Source organism: Microbacterium mangrovi, from assembly GCF_000802305.1.
GTDB classification, from domain to species: Bacteria; Actinomycetota; Actinomycetes; order Actinomycetales; family Microbacteriaceae; genus Microbacterium; species Microbacterium mangrovi.
This window is the reverse complement of record NZ_JTDK01000012.1, coordinates 112,426-132,546: the sequence shown is the minus strand read 5'-3', so window position 1 is coordinate 132,546 and position 20,121 is coordinate 112,426. Positions and strand designations below refer to the sequence as shown.

The 20,121-nt window shown below is 70.2% G+C and carries 16 protein-coding genes; 12 read left to right on the top strand and 4 right to left on the bottom strand.

Translation table 11 applies throughout. The annotated features are described in order from the left end of the window. Positions 1-40: 40 nt before the first annotated feature. Genes LK09_RS13980 through def form a run of 3 tightly spaced genes read left to right on the top strand, consistent with a single transcriptional unit; the run spans position 41 to position 5,603 of the window. Positions 41-3,448: a pyruvate carboxylase gene (locus LK09_RS13980; RefSeq protein ID WP_039400606.1), complete on the top strand. Its 3,408-nt coding sequence runs from the start codon at positions 41-43 to the stop codon at positions 3,446-3,448. A 42-nt stretch (positions 3,449-3,490) separates the two neighbouring features. Continuing rightward, positions 3,491-5,110 carry a MinD/ParA family ATP-binding protein gene (locus tag LK09_RS13975; protein ID WP_052226780.1) on the top strand — a complete coding sequence of 540 codons (1,620 nt, stop codon included), beginning with the start codon at positions 3,491-3,493 and terminating at the stop codon, positions 5,108-5,110. A gap of 1 nt (position 5,111) precedes the next feature. Then, positions 5,112-5,603 (top strand): peptide deformylase, encoded by a 492-nt coding sequence (gene def / locus LK09_RS13970; RefSeq protein WP_039400604.1) that lies wholly within the window; start codon positions 5,112-5,114, stop codon positions 5,601-5,603. 40 nt (positions 5,604-5,643) lie between these two features. Here the strand turns inward: def and LK09_RS13965 are convergent, their stop codons facing one another. Next, positions 5,644-7,476, bottom strand: a complete 1,833-nt coding sequence (locus LK09_RS13965; RefSeq protein WP_039400601.1) for an AMP-dependent synthetase/ligase — start codon at positions 7,474-7,476, stop codon at positions 5,644-5,646. Positions 7,477-7,577: 101 nt separating this feature from the next. Here LK09_RS13965 and LK09_RS13960 point away from each other — a divergent pair, with 101 nt between their 5' ends. From LK09_RS13960 to LK09_RS13950, 3 genes are all read left to right on the top strand, one after another. Further along, a complete protein-coding gene (locus LK09_RS13960) occupies positions 7,578-8,522 on the top strand; it encodes an ROK family protein (RefSeq protein ID WP_039400600.1) in 945 nt (314 codons plus the stop codon). Between the two features lie 4 nt (positions 8,523-8,526). Next, the gene (locus LK09_RS13955) at positions 8,527-9,216 is read left to right on the top strand and encodes a lysophospholipid acyltransferase family protein (protein WP_039400598.1); all 690 of its coding nucleotides are present in this window, start codon (positions 8,527-8,529) and stop codon (positions 9,214-9,216) included. A gap of 62 nt (positions 9,217-9,278) precedes the next feature. Next, positions 9,279-10,616: a class II 3-deoxy-7-phosphoheptulonate synthase gene (locus tag LK09_RS13950; RefSeq protein WP_039400595.1), complete on the top strand. Its 1,338-nt coding sequence runs from the start codon at positions 9,279-9,281 to the stop codon at positions 10,614-10,616. A gap of 96 nt (positions 10,617-10,712) precedes the next feature. Here the strand turns inward: LK09_RS13950 and pknB are convergent, their stop codons facing one another. Continuing rightward, a complete protein-coding gene (gene pknB / locus LK09_RS13945) occupies positions 10,713-12,680 on the bottom strand; it encodes a Stk1 family PASTA domain-containing Ser/Thr kinase (RefSeq protein ID WP_039400592.1) in 1,968 nt (655 codons plus the stop codon). A 108-nt stretch (positions 12,681-12,788) separates the two neighbouring features. Continuing rightward, positions 12,789-13,883, bottom strand: a complete 1,095-nt coding sequence (locus LK09_RS13940) for a LysM peptidoglycan-binding domain-containing protein (protein ID WP_231563047.1) — start codon at positions 13,881-13,883, stop codon at positions 12,789-12,791. 307 nt (positions 13,884-14,190) lie between these two features. Between LK09_RS13940 and LK09_RS13935 the strand changes: the two genes are divergently transcribed. After that, on the top strand, positions 14,191-14,496 hold the full coding sequence (locus LK09_RS13935) for an Rv2175c family DNA-binding protein (RefSeq protein WP_039400683.1): 306 nt from the start codon (positions 14,191-14,193) through the stop codon (positions 14,494-14,496). Between the two features lie 11 nt (positions 14,497-14,507). Here LK09_RS13935 and LK09_RS13930 read toward each other — a convergent pair whose 3' ends face one another. Beyond that, entirely contained in the window at positions 14,508-15,602 is a 1,095-nt protein-coding gene (locus LK09_RS13930) for a polyprenyl synthetase family protein (protein WP_039400682.1), read from the bottom strand. Positions 15,603-15,671: 69 nt separating this feature from the next. On the opposite strand from LK09_RS13930, the gene LK09_RS13925 reads away from it, so the two are divergent. From LK09_RS13925 to LK09_RS13905, 5 genes are all read left to right on the top strand, one after another. Further along, the gene (locus LK09_RS13925) at positions 15,672-16,046 is read left to right on the top strand and encodes a DUF3040 domain-containing protein (RefSeq protein WP_039400590.1); all 375 of its coding nucleotides are present in this window, start codon (positions 15,672-15,674) and stop codon (positions 16,044-16,046) included. 187 nt (positions 16,047-16,233) lie between these two features. Further along, positions 16,234-16,665 carry a division/cell wall cluster transcriptional repressor MraZ gene (gene mraZ, locus LK09_RS13920; RefSeq protein ID WP_039400587.1) on the top strand — a complete coding sequence of 144 codons (432 nt, stop codon included), beginning with the start codon at positions 16,234-16,236 and terminating at the stop codon, positions 16,663-16,665. A 101-nt stretch (positions 16,666-16,766) separates the two neighbouring features. Beyond that, on the top strand, positions 16,767-17,750 hold the full coding sequence (gene rsmH / locus LK09_RS13915) for a 16S rRNA (cytosine(1402)-N(4))-methyltransferase RsmH (protein ID WP_039400585.1): 984 nt from the start codon (positions 16,767-16,769) through the stop codon (positions 17,748-17,750). Then, a complete protein-coding gene (locus tag LK09_RS13910) occupies positions 17,747-18,325 on the top strand; it encodes a hypothetical protein (protein ID WP_039400582.1) in 579 nt (192 codons plus the stop codon). The genes rsmH and LK09_RS13910 overlap by 4 nt, the downstream gene beginning before the upstream one ends. A gap of 4 nt (positions 18,326-18,329) precedes the next feature. Further along, positions 18,330-20,111: a peptidoglycan D,D-transpeptidase FtsI family protein gene (locus LK09_RS13905; protein ID WP_039400580.1), complete on the top strand. Its 1,782-nt coding sequence runs from the start codon at positions 18,330-18,332 to the stop codon at positions 20,109-20,111. The last annotated feature ends 10 nt before the right edge of the window (positions 20,112-20,121 follow it).

Here is a 20,121-nt window from a genome sequence, read left to right as displayed (position 1 = left end):
AGCACACGCGCATCGCCGTCCCACCCGGAACGGGAGTCCTATGTTCCGCAAGATCCTGGTCGCCAACCGCGGAGAGATCGCCATTCGCGCGTTTCGCGCCGCATTCGAACTGGGCGCACGCACTGTCGCGGTCTACCCCTACGAAGATCGGAACTCCCTGCATCGGCTCAAGGCCGACGAGGCATACCTGATCGGACAGCAGGGGCATCCGGTCCGCGCTTACCTCGACATCGACGAGATCATCCGCGTCGCCGTCGAGTCCGGGGCGGACGCCATCTACCCCGGGTACGGATTCCTGTCCGAGAACCCCGAGCTGGCCGCGAAGGCCGCCGCCAACGGCATCGCCTTCATCGGCCCGCCCGCGCGCGTGCTCGAGATGGCCGGCAACAAGGTCACGGCCAAGGAGCACGCCATCGCCGCCGGAGTGCCCGTGCTGCGATCGACGGACGCCTCGGACGACATCGACGCGCTCCTGGCGCAGGCCGACGACATCGGCTTCCCCCTCTTCGCGAAGGCCGTGGCCGGCGGCGGCGGGCGCGGCATGCGCCGCGTCGACACCAAGGCCGAGCTCGCCCCGGCGCTGGCCGAGGCCATGCGCGAGGCGAACAGCGCCTTCGGCGACCCGCACATGTTCCTCGAGCAGGCCGTGCAGCGACCCCGTCACGTCGAGGTCCAGATCCTGGCGGATGCCGCGGGCCACACGGTGCACCTGTTCGAGCGTGACTGCTCCGTGCAGCGCCGTCACCAGAAGGTGATCGAGATCGCGCCCGCACCGAACCTCGACGACGCCACCCGCACGGCCCTGCACGGGTACGCGGTCGCGTTCGCCGAGTCGATCGGGTACGTCAACGCCGGAACCGTCGAGTTCCTCCTGGAGACCGCCGGCGAACGCGCGGGCGAGGTCGTGTTCATCGAGATGAACCCGCGCATCCAGGTCGAGCACACGGTCACCGAAGAGGTCACCGACGTCGACCTCGTCCAGTCGCAGATGCGCATCGCGGCCGGGGAGGACCTCGCATCCCTGGGTCTGGAGCAGGCCGACATCCGCCTGCACGGCGCGGCGCTGCAGTGCCGCATCACGACGGAGGACCCCGCCCAGGGCTTCCGCCCCGACACCGGCAAGATCACCACCTACCGCTCGCCGGGCGGCGGCGGCATCCGCATCGACGGCGGCACCACCGCCGCCGGGGCGCAGGTGAGCCCGCACTTCGACTCGATGCTGTCCAAGCTCACCTGCCGGGGGCGCGACTTCGGCGCCGCCGTGGTGCGCGCCCGCCGTGCCCTGGCGGAGTTCCGCATCCGCGGCGTCTCCACCAACATCCCGTTCCTGCAGGCCGTGCTCGACGACCCCGCGTTCATCGCCGGCGACCTGTCGACCTCGTTCATCGACGAGCGTCCGCAGCTGCTGCGCGGACGGTCGTCGAAGGACCGCGGCACGAAGATCCTCAGCTGGCTCGTCGACACGACCGTCAACAAGCCGAACGGCGCGCACCCCGGCGGGCCGGCCCCGGTCGCCAAGCTGCCCGCCGCCGACGTGTCCGCGCCCGCTCCGGCCGGTTCGCGTCAGCTGCTGGCCGAGCTCGGCCCCGCCGGCTTCGCCGCCCACCTGCGTGCCCAGACCGCGCTCGCGGTGACCGAGACGACGTTCCGCGACGCGCACCAGTCGCTCCTGGCCACCCGGGTGCGCACCAAGGACCTGGTCGCCGCCGCGCCGTACGTCGCGCGCCTGACCCCGCAGCTGCTGTCGGTGGAGGCCTGGGGCGGTGCGACCTACGACGTCGCGCTGCGGTTCCTCGCCGAAGACCCGTGGGAGCGCCTCGACAAGCTTCGCGAGGCGCTGCCGAACGTCGCGATCCAGATGCTCCTGCGCGGGCGCAACACGGTGGGGTACACGCCGTACCCGACCGCCGTCACCGACGCGTTCGTGGCCGAGGCCGCGGCATCCGGAATCGACATCTTCCGCATCTTCGACGCCCTCAACGACGTCGCGCAGATGCGGCCCGCGATCGATGCGGTGCTGGCCACCGGCACCGCGGTCGCGGAGACAGCCCTGTGCTACACCGGCGACCTGCTGAACCCGAACGAGAACCTGTACACGCTCGACTACTACCTGCGTCTGGCCGAGCAGATGGTGGATGCCGGAGCGCACATCCTCGCGGTGAAGGACATGGCCGGTCTCCTGCGGCCGGCGGCGGCATCCCGCCTCGTCTCGGCGCTGCGCGAGAACTTCGACCTTCCCGTGCACGTGCACACGCACGACACCGCGGGCGGACAGCTCGCCACGCTCCTGGCCGCCTCCGCCGCCGGCGCCGACGCGGTGGATGCCGCCGCCGCGCCGATGTCGGGGACCACCAGTCAGCCGTCGCTGTCCGCGCTCGTCGCCGCGCTCGCGCACACCGAGCGCGACACCGGTCTCGATCTGGACGCGGTGTCGAGCCTGGAGCCGTACTGGGAGGCCGTGCGCCACCTCTACGGCCCGTTCGAGTCGGGCCTTCCCGGGCCCACCGGCCGGGTGTACCACCACGAGATCCCGGGCGGCCAGCTCTCCAACCTGCGTCAGCAGGCGATCGCGCTGGGTCTCGCGGACGACTTCGAGCTGATCGAGGACATGTACGCCGCGGCGAACGACATCCTGGGGCGCGTGCCCAAGGTGACCCCGTCGTCCAAGGTCGTCGGCGACCTCGCCCTCGCCCTGGCCGCCAAGCGCGCCGACCCGGCCGACTTCGCCGCGCACCCCGAGCGGTACGACGTGCCCGACTCGGTCGTCGGCTTCATGGCCGGGGAACTGGGCGATCTGCCCGGGGGATGGCCCGAGCCGTTCCGCAGCAAGGTGCTCGCGGGTCGGCACGTGCAGGTCGGCGCGGCCGAGCTCACCGAGGCCGACACCGCGGCGCTGGCGGCCGACTCGGCGTCACGCCGGGCGCGCCTGAACCGGCTGCTGTTCCCGGCGCCGACCGACGCCTACGAGCGCAACCGCGAGCAGTACGGCGACCTCAGCGTGCTCGACACGGCCGACTACCTCTACGGGCTCACCCAGGGCGGCGAGCACGTCGTGGAACTCGAGCGCGGCGTCTCCCTCTACATCGGGCTGGAGGCCGTCGGCGAGGCCGACGACAAGGGCATGCGTTCGGTGATGACCACGCTCAACGGGCAGCTGCGCCCGGTGTTCGTGCGCGATCGCAGCATCCACGTGGATGCCGCGCCCGCCGAGAAGGCCGACACCTCGCGACCCGGACACGTCGCCGCGCCCTTCTCCGGAGCGGTGACGGTCAAGGTGAAGGTGGGCGACGCGGTGGAGGCCGGACAACCGGTGGCGAGCATCGAGGCGATGAAGATGGAAGCAGCCATCACGGTGCCGATTCCGGGCATCGTGGAGCGGCTCGCGGTGGAGGGGACCCGGCAGGTGGAGGCCGGCGACCTTTTGGTCATCATCCGACCGGGCGGGTAATCTGGGCCACTGGCCCTTTTCCCGCCGCAGATCCCGGAGCCCATGACTGTGACGCCCGAACGTCCCGAAGACCACGTCGACGACGCCGAAGAGAACGGTGTTCTCCCCGACACCGTGGGCGTCGACACGACGAGCATCGACTTCCTCGGCGGTGCGACCGCGCAGGTGAACCTGGTCGTGCCCGGTGCCGAAGAGGATGACGAGGCCGACGACGACATCTTCGGCGACGAGGTGGAGATGGCCGAGCTGCTCGCCGGCGACGACGATCCGGATGCCGACCAGCCTCAGGACGAGGCTCCCGCACCGGCCGCCTACCCCGCCGCGCACGAGGACGTCGAGGATGCCGTCGTGATCGAAGACCACGAGCCCGAGGTGCACGAGGAGCCGGCACCCGTCGCGGAGCCGCGCGTTCAAGCCCCGGCGTCCTTCGCCGAGACCGCGCCGACCGCGGATGCCGCCGAGGAGGCGGCCGATGCCGCCGCCCTCGCCGCGGTGACCGCCGAGCCGGAGGCATCCGTCCCCGCCGCTTCCCTCGTCCCCGCCGCCGCGGCCGCCGACGCCGCCCGCGAACCGGTGGAAGACGCGCCGACGACCCGGCGGGAGGCGCACCACACCGCGCCGGTCGCCCGCGTGCGGGAGACCGAGCGCATCACGACGCCGCGACCGGTGGCGCCCGAGCTGACGTCGAAGCGGCTGGGCGAGTTCGAGGCCGACCGTGAGAGCGCCGACCTGCTCACCGCCGACCGGCTGCTCGACCAGCACCGCGTGACCAAGCCCGAGCCGGAGGGCAGCTGGCCGCGCTTCATGTACTCGCTGACCCGCGGCAAGGTGAATCTCGGCGACGGCAAGCGCGCCAAGGCCCGCAAAGAACTCGACCGGCGCATCTCCGCCCCGCTCAGCGGCGGCGCGCGCTTCGTGCCGGTGCTGTCGCGCAAGGGCGGCGTCGGAAAGACCACGATCACGACCCTGCTGGGCATGGCCCTCGCCGATGCCCGCGACGACCGCGTGATCGCGATCGACGCCAACCCCGACCGCGGCACGCTCGCCGACCGCATCGACCGCCCGAGCGGTCACACGGTGCGCGATCTGGTGCGCGCGCATGATGCGGTCACCGGCTACAACGACATCTCCACGATCGTGACGCGGGACCAGACGCGCCTGGACGTGCTCGCCTCCGAGACCGACCCGCGGGTGTCCGAGGCGTTCAGCGACCAGGACTACGAGGACGTCGCCCGCATCGCGGCGCACTACTACTCGATCGTCCTCACCGACACCGGCACGGGCATCGTCCACTCGGTCATGGGGGCGACGCTGGATGCCGCAGATCAGCTCGTCGTCGTGTCGGGGCTGAGCATCGACGAGGCCCGCCTGGCCTCCGAAACGCTGACCTGGCTGGAGACCAACGGGTTCCGCGACCAGGTGCGCGGGGCGATCGTGGTGCTGAACAACTCCCGCCCCGGCACCCCGCTGGTGCGCGCGAGCGAGCTGGAGTCCCACTTCGGCACGCGCGTGCGCCAGGTCGTGCAGATGCCGTACGACCCGCAGATCGGAACCGGCAGCGCGATCGTGTACCGCGATCTGCAGCCGGCCACCCGTGAAGCGGCGCGCGCCCTCGCGGCGGCGGTCGTCGCGGGTCTGCGCGGCGAGGCCGGAGCGGCCTGAGATGACGGTCCGTCCGATCCGGCTCTTCGGCGACCCCGTGCTGCGCAGCGCCTGCGCGCCGGTGGAGAAGATCGACGAGGGCGTGCGTGCGCTCGTGCGTGATCTCGAAGAGTCCGTGGCGCTGCCCGGCCGCGCCGGAGTGGCCGCCAATCAGATCGGCGTCGGCGTGCGCGCGTTCAGCTACAACGTCGACGGGGTGATCGGGTACGTCATCAATCCGGTCGTCGTCGAGGTGCGCGGCGAGCCCGAGCTGATCGGTGAGGGATGCCTGTCCGTACCGGGTCTGTGGCACGACGTGCCGCGGCATCCGTATGCGAAGGTCACCGGCCTCGACCTCGACGGCAACGAGATCGTGATCGAGGGGGAGGGCCTCATGGCCCAGGCCCTGCAGCACGAGACGGATCACCTGGACGGCAAGCTGTATCTCGATCGGCTGCTCCCGGAGACCCGTCGCATCGCGATGCGCGAGATCCGCGAATCCGACTGGTTCTGACCGCGCCCCCGCCCACGCGAGGCGGGCGAGGGCGTTCGGCTCAGCCGAGCGGGACGTTGGTGGTCGGCGCGCCCGAGCCCGAGTAGAGGGCGTCGACATCGCCGGAGAAGTCCTGCAGGATGATGTTCCGCTTGATGCTGAGCTTGGGCGTCAGGTGTCCGCTGGCCTCGGTCCACTCCGTCGGCAGGATGGTGAACTTGCGGATCGACTCGGCACGGGAGACCAGCTGGTTGGCGGAGTCGATCGACTTCTGCACCTCGGCGCGGACGGCCGCGTTCTCGCACGCGTCCGCGAGCGGCATGTCGGCGGGCAGCCCGTTGTTCTGCAGCCAGGTGGGCAGCATCTCGGTGTCGAGGGTGACCAGCGCGCCGATGAACGGGCGCTTCTCGCCGACCACGACGACCTGGCCGACGACCGGGTTGGCACGGATCGGGTCTTCGAGCACGGCCGGGGCGACGTTCTTGCCGCCGGCGGTGACGATGATCTCCTTCTTACGGCCGGTGATCGTGAGGAAGCCGTCGGAGTCGAACGACCCCAGGTCGCCGGTGCGGAACCAGCCGTCGTCGAACGCGGCGGCGGTGGCCTCGGGGTTGTGCCAGTACTCCTTGAACACGTTGATCCCGCGCACCTGGACCTCGCCGTCGTCGGCGATGCGGATGCCGACACCGGGAAGTACGGGCCCGACGGTGCCGATCTTGGTCTTCTTCGCCTGGTTGACCGTCGCCGGAGCGGTGGTCTCGGTGAGGCCGTAGCCTTCGAGCACCGTGATGCCGAGGCTGGCGAAGAAGTGGCCGAGCCGATCGCCGAGCGGGGCCGACCCGGAGATCGCGTACGACACGCGGCCGCCCATCGCCTCGCGCAGGGTCTTGTAGACCAGCCGGTCGAACAGGGCGAACTGGATCTTCAGCGACAGCGGCATCCGGCCGCCCTCCTGCAGGATGCGGGAGTGGTCGATGGCCACCTGGGCCGCTCGGCGGAAGATCTTGCCCTTGCCGCCGGACTCCGCCTTCTGCTCGGCGGAGTTGTAGACCTTCTCGAACACGCGGGGGACCGCCAGCAGGAACGTCGGCCGGAACGAGCCGAGCGCCGGGAGGAGTCCGCGGGTGTCGGGCTGGTGACCGGTCTTCACCCCGGCGTGGATCGCGAGCACCGAGATGAACCGGGCGAACACGTGCGCGGTGGTGATGAACAGCAGCGTGGATGCCCCCGGGACGGAGACGACCTCGGCGAGGGAGGTCACCGCGTTGCGGGTCAGCTCGACGAAGTTGCTGTGGGTGAGCACGCAGCCCTTGGGGCGACCGGTGGAGCCGGACGTGTAGATGAGCGTCGCGATGTCGGACCCGCGTGCGATCGAGCGGCGCCGCTCGATCTCCTCGTCGGGGACGTCGGCGCCGGCGGCGACGAGCTGGTCGATCGCGCCCTCGTGGAGGTGCCAGACCAGGCGCACCCCGGGCAGGTCGCCCTGGGCCTCGGTGAGGCGTGCGGTGTGATCGGGGAGCTCCGTGATGCAGCCCACGGCCTCGGCATCCGACAGGTACCACTGGATCTGGGCGGCGGAGCTCGTCTCGTAGATGGGCACCATCACCGCGCCCGCATAGAACAGGGCGAAATCGACGAGGGTCCACTCGTAGGTGGTGCGGGCGATGAACCCGATCTTGTCGCCCGGCTCCACGCCGCATGCCGCGAAGCCCTTCGCCAGGGCGATGACCTGGCGTTCGAACTCGGCGGCCGTGACGTCCCGCCAGCCGTCTCCTTCGGGCACCGCGAACAGGGCGCGGTCGGGAGTGGCCCGCACCCGCTCCACGAGAAGGTCTGCGATGTTCGCCTCTGGGTCGGCGGGGACGAGGGGGGCGACCTCGAATTCGGTGGGCATAGTGCTCGGCATCTCCCTCGGTACCGTGAAATGGGGGTTCTTCGAGTCTAACCACGGCGCTCGAAACCTCCGTCCGCGAGCGGTTGCCCTAGACTTCAGCGGTGCTCACAGTCGGAATCGACATCGGCGGAACCAAGATCGCGGGCGGCGTCGTCGACGCTCAGGGGGTGATCGTCGAGAAGCTGCGCGTGGATACGCCCAGCGACACCCGTCACCTCGCCACCGCGGTGGTCGACATGGTGCGCCACCTGGCCGAGCGCCACGAGATCGGCGCCATCGGCGTGGCGGCTGCCGGCTTCATCTCCAAGGACCGGTCCACGATCATCCACGCGCCCAACATCGCCTGGCGCAACGAGCCGCTGCGCGACGAGCTCGAGTCCCAGCTGAAGATGCCGGTGACGATCGAGAACGACGCCAACGCGGCCGGCTGGGCGGAGTTCCGCTTCGGCGCCGGCGAGGCGTACGACGACATGGTGATGCTGACCCTCGGCACCGGCGTCGGGGGAGCGGTGGTGCTCGGCGGCGAGATGTTCCGCGGCGGGCACGGCATCGGCGGTGAGCTCGGCCACGTCCGGTTCGAGCGCAACGGCCGCCTGTGCGGATGCGGTCAGCGCGGATGCCTGGAGCAGTACGCGTCGGGGCGCGCCCTGCAGCGCGAGGCGAACGACATCGCGGACGCCGGCGGCATCGGTGCCGAGCTGGCCGCGCTGCGCGCCGAGCGGGGCACCATCCACGGCGAGGCCGTGTCGCGACTCGTCCTGGCCGGCGATCCGGGGGCCATCGAGGCCCTGCGCCGGGTGGCGACCGCGCTCGGTGAGGCATGCGGCGGATTCCAGGCGGTGCTGGATCCGGAGATCTTCGTGATCGGCGGCGGCGTCGCCCAGCTCGGCGAAGACCTGCTGCGTCCGATCCGCGCGGCGTACGAGGGCGCGGTCCCCGGCTTCTCCGACCGCCCGATCGCGACGTTCGAGATCGCCAAGCTCGTCAACGACGCCGGGATCATCGGCGTCGCGGATCTCGCGGCCTCGGCGGCGGAAGGCGTCTGAGCCCATGTTCTACTGGCTGATGAAGTACATCGTGATCGGGCCGATCGTGAAGGCGATCTTCCGACCGTGGATCATCGGCCGCAAGAACGTCCCGACCGAGGGGGCGGCGATCCTCGCCAGCAACCACCTCTCGTTCGCCGACTCGATCTTCCTGCCCCTGATGCTGGACCGCCCGGTGACGTTCCTCGCCAAGAGCGACTACTTCACCGGCAAGGGCCTCAAGGGCTGGGCGACCCGGCTGTTCTTCAAGGGCACCGGTCAGCTGCCGATCGACCGGTCCGGCGGCAAGGCCTCCGAGGCATCCCTGAACACCGGCCTGCAGGTGCTCGGCGCGGGCGACCTGCTCGGCATCTACCCGGAGGGGACCCGCAGCCCCGACGGAAAGCTGTACCGTGCGCGCACCGGGATCGCCCGCATGGCGCTGGAGGCGCAGGTGCCCGTGGTCCCGGTCGTGATGGTCGACACCGACACGATGATGCCCATCGGGCAGCGGATGCCGCGCATCATGCGCGTCGGCATGATCATCGGGGAGCCCTTGGACTTCGCGCGGTTCGCGGGCATGGAGAACGACCGCTACGTGCTGCGCTCGGTGGCCGATGAGATCACCGTCGCGCTGCAGCGTCTCGGCCAGCAGGAGTACGAGGACGTCTACGCGTCGGCCGTCAAGGACCGCCTGGCCAAGCCCCCGGCGTAACGTTCGCGTCGCCCCGGGCCCGCGCGGCGATCGAGGGGATCGCGCCCCAGTAGACTGAGCGGATGCCACAGCCCTCCTTCGACCTCGATCGCTGGCGCTCCCTCCCCATCAAGCAGCAGCCCCAGTGGGACGACCTCGACGCCGTCGCTGCGGCATCCTCCGAGCTCGCCGTCCTGCCCCCGCTCGTCTTCGCCGGCGAGGTGGACCAGCTGCGCGAGAAGCTCGGCGAGGCCGCCGCCGGGCGCGCCTTCCTGCTGCAGGGCGGGGACTGCGCCGAGACCTTCGCCGGCGCGACCGCCGAGCAGATCCGCAACCGCATCAAGACGGTGCTGCAGATGGCCGTCGTGCTCACCTACGGCGCGTCGATGCCCGTCGTGAAGATGGGGCGCATGGCCGGGCAGTTCGCCAAGCCGCGTTCGAGCGACACCGAGACGCGCGGCGACGTGACGCTGCCCGCCTACCGCGGCGACATCGTCAACGGCTACGACTTCACCGAGGGCTCCCGCCGCGCCGACCCGCAGCGGCTGCTCAAGGGCTACCACACGGCGGCATCCACCCTGAACCTGATCCGCGCGTTCACGCAGGGCGGTTTCGCGGACCTCCGCGAGGTGCACTCGTGGAACAAGGGCTTCGCCGAGAACCCCGCCAACCAGCGCTACGAGCGCCTGGCGTCCGAGATCGACCGCGCCATCAAGTTCATGGCGGCGGCCGGAGCCGACTTCGACGAGCTCAAGCGCGTCGAGTTCTACACCGGCCACGAGGGCCTGCTCATGGACTACGAGCGCCCGATGACCCGCATCGACTCGCGGACGGCGCTGCCGTACAACACGTCCGGCCACTTCCTGTGGGTGGGGGAGCGCACGCGCGACCTCGACGGTGCGCACATCGACTACTTCTCGCAGATCCGCAACCCCATCGGGGTGAAGCTGGGTCCGACGACCAGCACCGACACCGCGCTCGCGCTGATCGACAAGCTCGACCCGGAGCGCGAACCCGGACGCCTGACGTTCATCACGCGCATGGGCGCGGGCAAGATCCGCGACGCGCTGCCCCCGCTGCTCGAGGCGGTGAAGGATGCCGGCGCCACGCCGCTGTGGGTCACCGACCCCATGCACGGCAACGGCATCACCACCCCGACGGGCTACAAGACGCGTCGCTTCGACGACGTCGTGGACGAGGTCCGCGGGTTCTTCGAGGCGCACCGCGCCGTCGGCACCCACCCGGGCGGCATCCACGTCGAGCTCACCGGCGACGACGTCACCGAGTGCCTGGGCGGGTCGGAGCATATCGACGAGGCCACCCTCGCGACCCGGTACGAGTCCCTGTGCGACCCGCGCCTGAACCACATGCAGAGCCTGGAGCTGGCGTTCCTCGTCGCCGAGGAGCTCGAGCGCAGCTGAGGCGGCGCCGGCAGGCAGACGCGAACCCTGACCGTCCCTCCTCGTGGAGGGTGCCGGTCAGGGTTGCGTCGTTTCGGGCGGCTTCGAGGGACCGGCTCAGAACGAGCCGGTGATCGTCAGGTCGATGGTGGATCCCTTGGCGCACATCGTGCCGTCCGAGTTGCAGATCGCACTGCCGTCGGGTGTCTCGCCGTCGACCTTCGTGAGGCCGTTGACCACGGCATCCCACAGCGGGTTGTAGGAGACCTGGAAGCCGTTGTCGGTGAGCTTCTGCTTGGCGTCGTCGCGGGTCATGCCGACCACCGAGGGAACGGCGAAGAGCGGCGGCCCTGTCGAGACGATGAGCGTGACGGTGTCGCCGGGCCTCCAGTTTCCGCCGCCGGGCCGGTCGCCCATGCCGATCACGTCGCCCTTGGGCACCGAGCTGCTGCTCTGTTTGACGGTGTCGCCGGAGACCTTGAGCCCGACCCCGGTGAGCTTCTGCGTGGCGGCATCGACGCTGAGTCCTGCGACCGAGGGCACCGCGCCGACCGAGACGGTGAGCGTCGCGGCATCCCCCTCGTGGACCGTGCAGCCGTTCGTGCAGTCGAACGCCGTGCCGCCGCCGCGCGGCTTGATGGAGACGACCATCACGGAGTTCGCCGGAGCGCTGCTCGAGAAGAGCTTCCTGTCGGTGGAGGCCACCTCGACGCGGGCGGAGGTGAGCGCGTTGCGGGCATCCCCCTCGCTGTCGCCGGCGAGAGAGCCGATCTTGTGCGGCTGCGGGCCGAGGGAGACCAGCACCGCGACCTTGGTTCCCTTGTCGAGCGGTGTTCCGGCACCCGGGTTCGAGGAGATGACCAGTCCCTTCGCGACGCTGTAGTCGAAGCGCTCCTGCCGGGTCGCCACGAGCTGCTGCTCGGCGAGGGCGGCCTGCGCCTGCGAATACGTCTTGCCGGTGAGGTCGGGAACGGGCAGGTAGGAGCCCGGGCCGGATCCGTAATACCAGCCGAGCGCGGCGGCGAGGACGGCCAGCACGAGCACGACGGCCATCAGCCATCCGCCGCGCGAGGCGCGCCGGCGGGTGCTGCGCCGCAGTCGCGCGGCGTTGTCGACGTCTTCGATCTGGGTGATCGGGCCGGTCGGCGCCGGCGGGAGCATCTTGGTGATCTCGTCCGAGTCGTACTGCTCGGTGGATGCCGTGCCCGCGGCCTGGGTCGTCTGGACCTTGGGGGTGATGTCGAGCTGCCGCTCGATCTCGCGCAGGCGCGCGAGCATCTCGTCGGCGTCGGCGGGCCGGTCGTCGGGGTCGCGCTCGGTCGCCCAGAGGACGAGCTCGTCGAGCTGCTCGGGCACGCCCGGGTTCTTCACGCTCGGACGCGGCACCGAGTCCGTGGCGTGCTGGTAGGCGATCTGCATGGGCTGCTCGCCCTTGTACGGCTGCTCGCCGGTGAGCATCTCGTACAGCATGATGCCGAGTGCGTAGATGTCGCTGCGGGCATCGGCCATGCCGCGGGTGACCAGCTCGGGGGCGAGGTAGGCGATCGTGCCCAGCAGCATCTGGCCCGTCGCCGTGTTCGCGGTCGTCGCGCGGGCCAGCCCGAAGTCGCCGATCTTGATGCGCCCGTCTTCGGCGAGCAGGACGTTCTCGGGCTTGACGTCGCGGTGCACGATCCCCGCTCGGTGCGCGGCGCCGAGGCCGGACAGCACGGCGTCCATGATGCTCACCGCCTGCGACACGGACAGCCGGCGCTGCTGCCGCAGGAGTTCGCGCAGCGTGATGCCCGGCAGGTACTCCATGACGAGGTACGCCATGTCGAGGTCCTGACCCTGGTCGAACACGTTCACCACGTGCGGGTCGGCGAGCCGGGCCGCGGCGCGCGCCTCCTGGATGAACCGGCTCTGGAACACGGCGTCGTCGCTGAGATGGCTGTGCATCACCTTCAGCGCGACGCGGCGCTCGAGCCGCAGATCGGTCGCGACGTACACCGTCGCCATGCCTCCGCGGGCGATGCGAGCACGCACCCGGTACCGGCCGTCGACGAGACGGCCGATCAGCGGATCCGTCTGCTGACTCGTGCTCACGCACAAAGTCTACGAAGCACCGGCTGGGAGAGGGGGACCGCCTCGCCCGCGAACCCCGTGATTACGCTGATCGCAACCGGATCGAGACCTCGGGGGAGGCGCCGGGGATCAGGATGCCGCGAGCCAGCGCGCGGACGGCTTCTCCCACACCGCGTAGGCGTTCGGGAACGCGGACACCTGCACCGCCTGTGCGGCCTTCGTGTAGGGCATCGTCTGCCATCCGCGGATGTCCAGCAGTCCCCGGGTCGCGTTGCCGCGTCCGAGGAAGAACGCGCGCGTCGCCGACACGGGGTCGAGGATCTGCGCCTTGGTGCCCCACCCTGTGCTGGGGCGCTGCTGGAAGAGACCGAGCGAGTCCCGGTCGCCGTAGTTGAGATTGCGCAGCCCGGACTCGGTCATCGCCGTGCCGAGGGCGATCTCGATCCCGCGGGCGGGGACGCCGAGCGAGCGGCCGACGGCGACGGTCGTCCGCACGTTCGCGGACTGCTCGGCGGTCAGCCCCGCGATCACGCGGGCCGGGATCTTCAGCGTCTGACCGGGGTAGATGATCGACGACCACGCCAGGCCGTTCGCGCCCAGCACCGACTGGGTGCTCACGTGGAACCGCGCGGCGATGTCGCTGATCGTGTCACCGGCGCGGACCACGTAGCGCGACGCGGTCGTGCTGCTGGCGACCGGCACGGGCTTCGGTCCGGTGGATGCCGGCTGCCCGGCGTTCGAGGAGCCCGATCCGGCGGCGCCCTTCTGGATCACCAGGCGCTGCCCGACGTAGATGATGGACGCATTGCTCAGTCGGTTCGCCGCGACGATGTCCGCGATCGTGACCCCGTGCGCGACGGCGATCTTGTAGACGGTGTCGCCGGAGCGCACCGTGTAGACCGACCGGCTCGCCGTGCTCGGCGCGGGCTTCGGTGCGGGTTTCGGTGCGGGTTTGTGTGCCGAGGTGCTCGGCGCGGTCAGACGCAGCACCTGGCCCGGATAGATCACCGAGGAGTACTCGAGGTGATTCCACGCGAGAACGTCGGAGGTGCGCAGACCGGCGCGGATCGCGATCGCGGTGACGGTGTCCCCGCGACGGACCGTGTAGGTGGTGGCACGCGTGACCATCGGCGCGGTGCCGATCATCCCCGGAACCTGAATCGGCTCCGTGCGGGCCTCGGGCTGGATGCGGGCAGGAGCGGCCTGGGCAGCCGGTCCTGTCATGGTGAGTGCGATCGAGCCGGCCAAAGCCGCCGGCAGTGCCGCGGCTGAGCGGCGCAGAAGTGCTGTGGAGTGCAAGAGATCCCCCCTCGGGTGCTCCGCCACCGTGTCATGAAATCGTTATGAATGTCAACAGAAGTGGCAAAAGATACTTGTGTGAATGACGATGCCCGCGCGCCACGCCGCGCCGTCTCTCGTCCGTGTCTTCGACGGTGCGTCGGCCCTGCCGGGGTGAGATAGTGGTGGTGTGACCGACGACACCCGCGCCGAGACCACCGCAGACCGCACGGCTCCGTCCGCCTGGCTGACCATGCCCGACCTCGTCGAGGTGCTCGGCGAGCCGCTCGGCCGCGTGCACCGGCTGATCGACGAGCATCACCTCGTCGGCTCGCGCCGGGACGGCGCTTTCAAGGTGCCGGCGGAGTTCATCGTCGACGGGCATCCCCTCTCCTCGCTGCGCGGCACGGTCATCGTGCTGCAAGACGCCGGCTTCGGCGACGACGAGATCATCGACTGGCTGTTCGCGCCCGACGACTCCATCGGCCGTCCGCCCATCGACGCCCTCCTGGAGGGGCGCAAGAGCGAAGTCCGCCGCGTGGCCCGAGCCCTCGCCTGACGGGCCGACGCTCAGCTGGAGCGAACCGTCGCCGCGCGGGCGAGCTCGCGCAGCTCCGAGAGCGCCTCGGCGCCCAGCAGGTCTTCCTGGAGCACCGCCTCGGCCGCGGTGGCGTACTCCGCGATCAGAGCCTCGGTGCGCTCGAGGGCGCCGCTTTCCCGGATGAGCTGCTGCAGGGCGCCGATCTCGTCGGCATCCAGGTGCGGGTCGCCCAGTCGGGCGTCGAAGGCGGCGCGCACGTCCGCGTCCATCGCCTCGCGCGCGTACGCGACGAGGACTGTGCGCTTGCCCTCTCGCAGGTCGTCGCCGCTCGGCTTGCCGGTCACCACGGCGTCGCCGAAGACGCCGAGCACGTCGTCGCGCAGCTGGAAGGCCATCCCCACCGCGTGGCCGAACGCCGCCAGCGCCGCCTGCGGTGCGGGCGCGGCTCCGGCGAGGGCGGCGCCGATGACCAGCGGCTGCTGCACGCTGTACCGCGCGGACTTGAGGGATGCCACCCGCAGCGCGCGCGCCGCGTGCTCCTGGTCCGGGGCCACGGTGAAGCTCGACTCCTCGGCGATGTCCAGGAACTGGCCGATGGTCACCTCGCGACGCATGCGGCCGTACTCGGCGCGCGCGGCGATCGCATGGGGCGCCGGGGCCTGCTGGAGCCCGTCTTCGAACAGGTCGTCGCTCCAGGCGACGAGGAGGTCGCCCAGCAGCACGGCGCCGGCGCGTCCGAAGGCGTCGGCGTCGCCGTGCCAGCCGGCCTGCCCGTGCAGGGTCTCCAGGGCCCGGTGCGCGGCCGGGCGGCCGCGGCGCGTGTCGGAGTTGTCGATGAGGTCGTCGTGCACGAGGGCTGCGGCGTGGAAGATCTCGAGTGCCCCGGCGGCGGCGATCACGGCATCCGGAACCGGACCGACCTGGCTCGCCGCCGATCCCGCGGCAGCCCGCCAGCCGGCGAGGCAGAACCGCGCGCGAAGGCGCTTTCCACCGGCCACGGCGTCGGCGCCGGCGCGGACCAGGAGGGCCGCCTCCTCGCCCAATCGGGCCGTGTTCTCGACCTGCGCACTGAAGAACTGGTCAAGACGCTGAGAAACCGCCTCGATCGGATCCGTGCTGCGCATCACGGGCCTAGCCTAGTCAATGACAAGGCGCGTAGAATCGTCGCCGACAAGAACAGCAGAGGGGGATGCATGCCACTCTCCGAACAGGAACAACGTCTGCTCGATGAGATGGAGCGTCAGCTCCTGCACAGCGACGCAGACGTCGTTGGTGCGCCCGGTTCCGGGCGCGGGCTCAGCTACCGGCGGATCGTCTACGGCACCGTTCTCGTGCTGCTCGGGCTCGGCGGCCTGGTCGCCGGCGTCGCCTTGCCGATGATCGTCGTGGGCGTGATCGGCTTCGTCGTCATGCTCGGCGGCGTCGTCCTGGCGGTCACTCCGAACGGACGCCGACAGCCCTCCACCGGCGATGACAAGTCCGCCAAGAGCACGACCCGCAAGTCGTCGCCCGGGTTCATGGACCGCATGAACGAACGCTGGGACCGCCGGCAGGACGGACAGCAGTAGCCTCCGGCGTCCCACCCACCTCTTCGAACACCGATCCGCTCCAGCGGGTCGGTGTTTTTGCGTGCCCGGGGGTCGTTCTGGAGGGGCTGGGGAGCGCACTACCCCAAAAGTGGAGGAGAGTGGAGTAAAGTGGCGGGCACCTGCTGGGGCGGCAGGTCGAGGCGGTGAACGGAGGGGGTGAACGGCGATGTTGCTCGGCACACACACTCCGAAGCTGGACGACAAGGGCCGTGTCATCCTTCCCGCCAAGTTCCGCGACGACCTCGGGTCCGGCATCGTCGTGACGCGCGGGCAGGAGCGCTGCCTCTACGTGTTCAGCACGGAGGAGTTCGAGCGCATCCACGACCGCATCCGGGAGGCCCCGCTGACCAACAAGCAGGCCCGCGACTTCCTGCGCATGTTCCTCTCCGGGGCGAGCGCAGAGACCCCCGACAGCCAGAACCGCATCACCATCCCGCCGCCGCTTCGCACCTACGCCGGTCTCGAGCGCGAGCTCATCGTCACCGGCGTCGGCACGCACGCGGAGATCTGGAACGCGGATGCCTGGAACGCGTACGCCGAGGCGAACGAATCCGGCTACGCCGAACTCGAGCAGGAGGTGATCCCCGGCCTGTTCTGACCCTGGGCTTCGACTCCCAGCCGAGACGCCCTGACGCACTTCCCCGGCGCCAGGTCCTCGCGGATGGGGATCAGAGTCCAGGGTCGCACCGAGACACGATCATGGACATTCGCGACATCCACACCCCCGTCATGCTCGAACGCTGCGTCGAGCTCCTCGCCCCTGCCCTCGAGAGCCGCGCCTCCCGCGAGCGTCCCGCCGTCATGGTGGACGGGACCCTCGGAATGGGCGGCCACGCGGAGGCGTTCCTCGAACGCTTCGGGTCGATCCGCTACATCGGTCTCGACCGCGACCAGGACGCCCTGCGGATCGCGGGGGAGCGGCTGGCCCGGTTCGGCGACCGATTCATCCCCGTGCACACCGTCTACGACGGCATCGCCGACGCCGTGCGCGGCGCCGGCTTCCCGGTCGTCGACGCGATCCTCTTCGACCTCGGCGTGTCCTCCCTGCAACTGGACGTCGCCGACCGCGGGTTCGCCTACGCGCAGGACGCCCCCCTGGACATGAGGATGGACCAGAGCACCGGCATCACCGCCGCGGAGGTGCTGGCGACCTACAGCGAAGGGCGCCTGCGGGGCATCTTCGAGCGGTACGGCGAGGAGAAGCTCGCCGCACGCTACGCCCGGGCGATCCTCGCTGCGCGCGAGAAGGAGCCCATCGAGCGCTCCGGGCAGCTCGTCGAGATCCTCTCCGCGGCGACCCCCGCGGCCGTCGCCCGCACCGGGCACCCGGCCAAGCGCGTGTTCCAGGCCCTGCGGATCGAGGTGAACGGCGAGCTGGCCGCCCTCGAGGCGGCCCTCCCGGCCGCGCTCGACGCGCTCGACGTCGGCGGGCGCATCGTCGTGATGTCCTACCAGTCCCTGGAAGACCGGTTCGTGAAGCGGGCGTTCGCCGATGCGACCCGGTCGACGGCGCCGCCCGGCCTGCCGGTCGAGCTGCCCGAGCACGCCCCCCGGTTCCGGCTGGTCGTGAAGGGCGCGGAGCAGGCGGATGCCGCCGAACGCGAACGCAACCCGCGTTCGATCCCGGTCCGCCTGCGCGCCGCCGAGCGCGTCCGGGCCGCACAGCCGAAGGAGGGCCGATGAGTACTGCGACGTCGACGTCCCCGCGGGTCCGGCCCGCCCCCACGGGGGAGCGGCACGGTCCCCAGCTTCACGCCGTCGCCCAGCCCGCGGCACGGCGTCGCCCGAAACTCGTGTACGGGGTGGTCGCGGTCGCCGGCGCCGTGGCGATCCTCGTGGCGCAGATGGTGCTGTCGATCATGACCACCGAGGGCTCCTACGAGCTGTCCCGGCTCACCTCGCAGCAGCGGCAGCTCACCTGGCAGAAGCAGATCCTGTACGACGACGTCGCCGGGCTCAGCTCGCCGCAGAACCTCGCCGCGAACGCCACGGCCCTGGGCATGGTGATCGACCAGTCGCCGAGCTATCTGCGCCTGTCGGACGCGAAGATCCTGGGCAAGAGCGAGGCGGCGGCATCCAAGTCCACCGTGGACGCGCTCGGGCGCAGCCAGGTGCCCAACGCCCTGATCGCCAAGCATCCGCTGGTCACCGATCCGGCGAAGACGATCTCGGGGGCCTCGACCAGCTCCACATCCGCTGTGGATGCGGCGACACCCCCGGCTCTGAACGAGGGGCTGCCCGTCCCGCAGACACACTGAGATCATGACGAGCCGAAGCACCCGATCCCCGCGTCGTCGTACGGTCGTCGCCCTCGCCATCGTCCTCGGGGTCATGGTGACGTTCGTGTTCCGTCTGGTCGACATCCAGGTCGTCAACGCGCAGACCAACATCGACGACTCGCTCCGCTACGGCCTCGGGGTGACGCAGACGCTCACCGGCACGCGCGGCACGATCGTCGACACGAACGGCACCACCCTCGCCAGCAGCACTCTGAACTACGACTGCCAGATGACTCCGGTGAACGTCGGCACCACGAAACAGGGTGACGGCAAGGGTGGGACGATCGACATCCCGTGGTCGCAGATGTCGGATCGGATCGGCTCGATCGTGGGGATGACCGGCGAGCAGGTGCGCGGTCTCATCACGGCCGCCCTGGCGCAGAACGCGCACTCCCAGTACGCGCTGCTGAAGAACGGGCTGAGCACCGAGCAGTACCGCAAGCTGATGGAGCTCGGCACGGACTACATCGCCTGCAGCCCGCGGCCCTCGCGCGCGTACCCGAACGGCGCCGTCGCAGGGAATCTGCTCGGCTTCATGGGCAGCGACGGCAAACCGCTGGCGGGTCTCGAACTCACGTCCAACCAGTGCCTGGCGCCCTCCAACGGCAAGCTGTCGTTCGAGGTCGGCAAAGACGGGGTCATCATCCCGGGCACCGAGACCGAAAAGGCGGCCGTGGACGGCGGCACCCTGAAGCTGACGATCGACTCCGACCTGAACTGGTACATGTCGCAGCTCATCGCCCAGGGCGTGCAGAAGATGGGTGCCAAGTCGGGCACGATCACGGTGGTGGAGGCCAAGACCGGCAAGGTGCGCGCGATGGCCGAGTACCCGACGGTGGATCCGAACAACATCAACGGATCCTCGCCGGATGCCTGGTACAGCAAGATCTTCAACGATCAGTTCGAGCCCGGTTCGACCTTCAAGGGCCTGCTGGCATCCATGCTCATCGACAAGGCGGGTCAGACGCCGGAGTCGACCGCGATCGTCTCGGACCCCGAGCACTTCGCGAACGGCGCGCGGGTGGTCGACTCCTTCCACCACCCGACCTACGACTACACGCTCGCGGGCGTGCTGATCGACTCGTCGAACGCGGGGGCCTCCGTGTTCAGCGAGCGCATCAGCCTGGCCGAGCGCTACGCCATGCTGAAGAAGTTCGGGATCGGCACCGGCAGCGACATCGACTACCCCGGGCAGACCAAGGGCATCATCCACCCCTGGCAGACCTGGGACAGCCAGATGCGCTACGACACCTCGTACGGTCAGGGCCTCACGACGACGGTGCCCGAGCTCGTCGAGGCGTACGACGCGATCGCGAACGACGGCGTGCGGATGCCGCTGTCGCTCGTGGAATCGTGCACGACCGAGTCGGGCAAGGTGGAAAAGCCCGCCCAGCCGGCGCCGGTGCGCGTGATCAGCAAGAAGTCCGCCGTGCAGGTGCAGCAGATCCTCGAGAACGTCGCGATGCAGGCGGTGTACAAGGATCTCGTGAAGATCCCCGGCTACCGCATCGCCACCAAGACCGGTACCGGACAGATCTCCAACGGCAAGGGCTACATCCAGGGCCGCTACTTCACGACGATGATCGGTTTCGCGCCCGCCGACGACCCCCAGTACATCGTCGCGGTCACGCTGAATCAGCCCACTGCGGTAACCTCGTCCTCGGCCAACGCGCCCACGTTCAAGGCGGCGATGGAGCAGGTCCTCAAGACCTACCGGGTGATGCCCTCGACCTCCAAGCCCACGATCCTCGCCAAGTTCGGCTGACCCGGCCGGC

Bases quoted from the DNA above. Each gene is read 5' to 3' on its own strand.
- LK09_RS13980 (WP_039400606.1), top strand. From the start codon at position 41: ATGTTCCGCAAGATCCTGGTCGCCAACCGCGGAGAGATCGCCATTCGC.
- rsmH (WP_039400585.1), top strand. From the start codon at position 16,767: ATGGACATTCGCGACATCCACACCCCCGTCATGCTCGAACGCTGCGTC.
- LK09_RS13955 (WP_039400598.1), top strand. From the start codon at position 8,527: ATGTTCTACTGGCTGATGAAGTACATCGTGATCGGGCCGATCGTGAAG.
- LK09_RS13930 (WP_039400682.1), bottom strand. From the start codon at position 15,602: ATGCGCAGCACGGATCCGATCGAGGCGGTTTCTCAGCGTCTTGACCAG.
- mraZ (WP_039400587.1), top strand. From the start codon at position 16,234: ATGTTGCTCGGCACACACACTCCGAAGCTGGACGACAAGGGCCGTGTC.
- LK09_RS13935 (WP_039400683.1), top strand. From the start codon at position 14,191: ATGCCCGACCTCGTCGAGGTGCTCGGCGAGCCGCTCGGCCGCGTGCAC.
- LK09_RS13925 (WP_039400590.1), top strand. From the start codon at position 15,672: ATGCCACTCTCCGAACAGGAACAACGTCTGCTCGATGAGATGGAGCGT.
- def (WP_039400604.1), top strand. From the start codon at position 5,112: ATGACGGTCCGTCCGATCCGGCTCTTCGGCGACCCCGTGCTGCGCAGC.
- LK09_RS13975 (WP_052226780.1), top strand. From the start codon at position 3,491: ATGACTGTGACGCCCGAACGTCCCGAAGACCACGTCGACGACGCCGAA.
- LK09_RS13965 (WP_039400601.1), bottom strand. From the start codon at position 7,476: ATGCCCACCGAATTCGAGGTCGCCCCCCTCGTCCCCGCCGACCCAGAG.
- LK09_RS13905 (WP_039400580.1), top strand. From the start codon at position 18,330: ATGACGAGCCGAAGCACCCGATCCCCGCGTCGTCGTACGGTCGTCGCC.
- LK09_RS13950 (WP_039400595.1), top strand. From the start codon at position 9,279: ATGCCACAGCCCTCCTTCGACCTCGATCGCTGGCGCTCCCTCCCCATC.
- LK09_RS13910 (WP_039400582.1), top strand. From the start codon at position 17,747: ATGAGTACTGCGACGTCGACGTCCCCGCGGGTCCGGCCCGCCCCCACG.
- LK09_RS13940 (WP_231563047.1), bottom strand. From the start codon at position 13,883: ATGACAGGACCGGCTGCCCAGGCCGCTCCTGCCCGCATCCAGCCCGAG.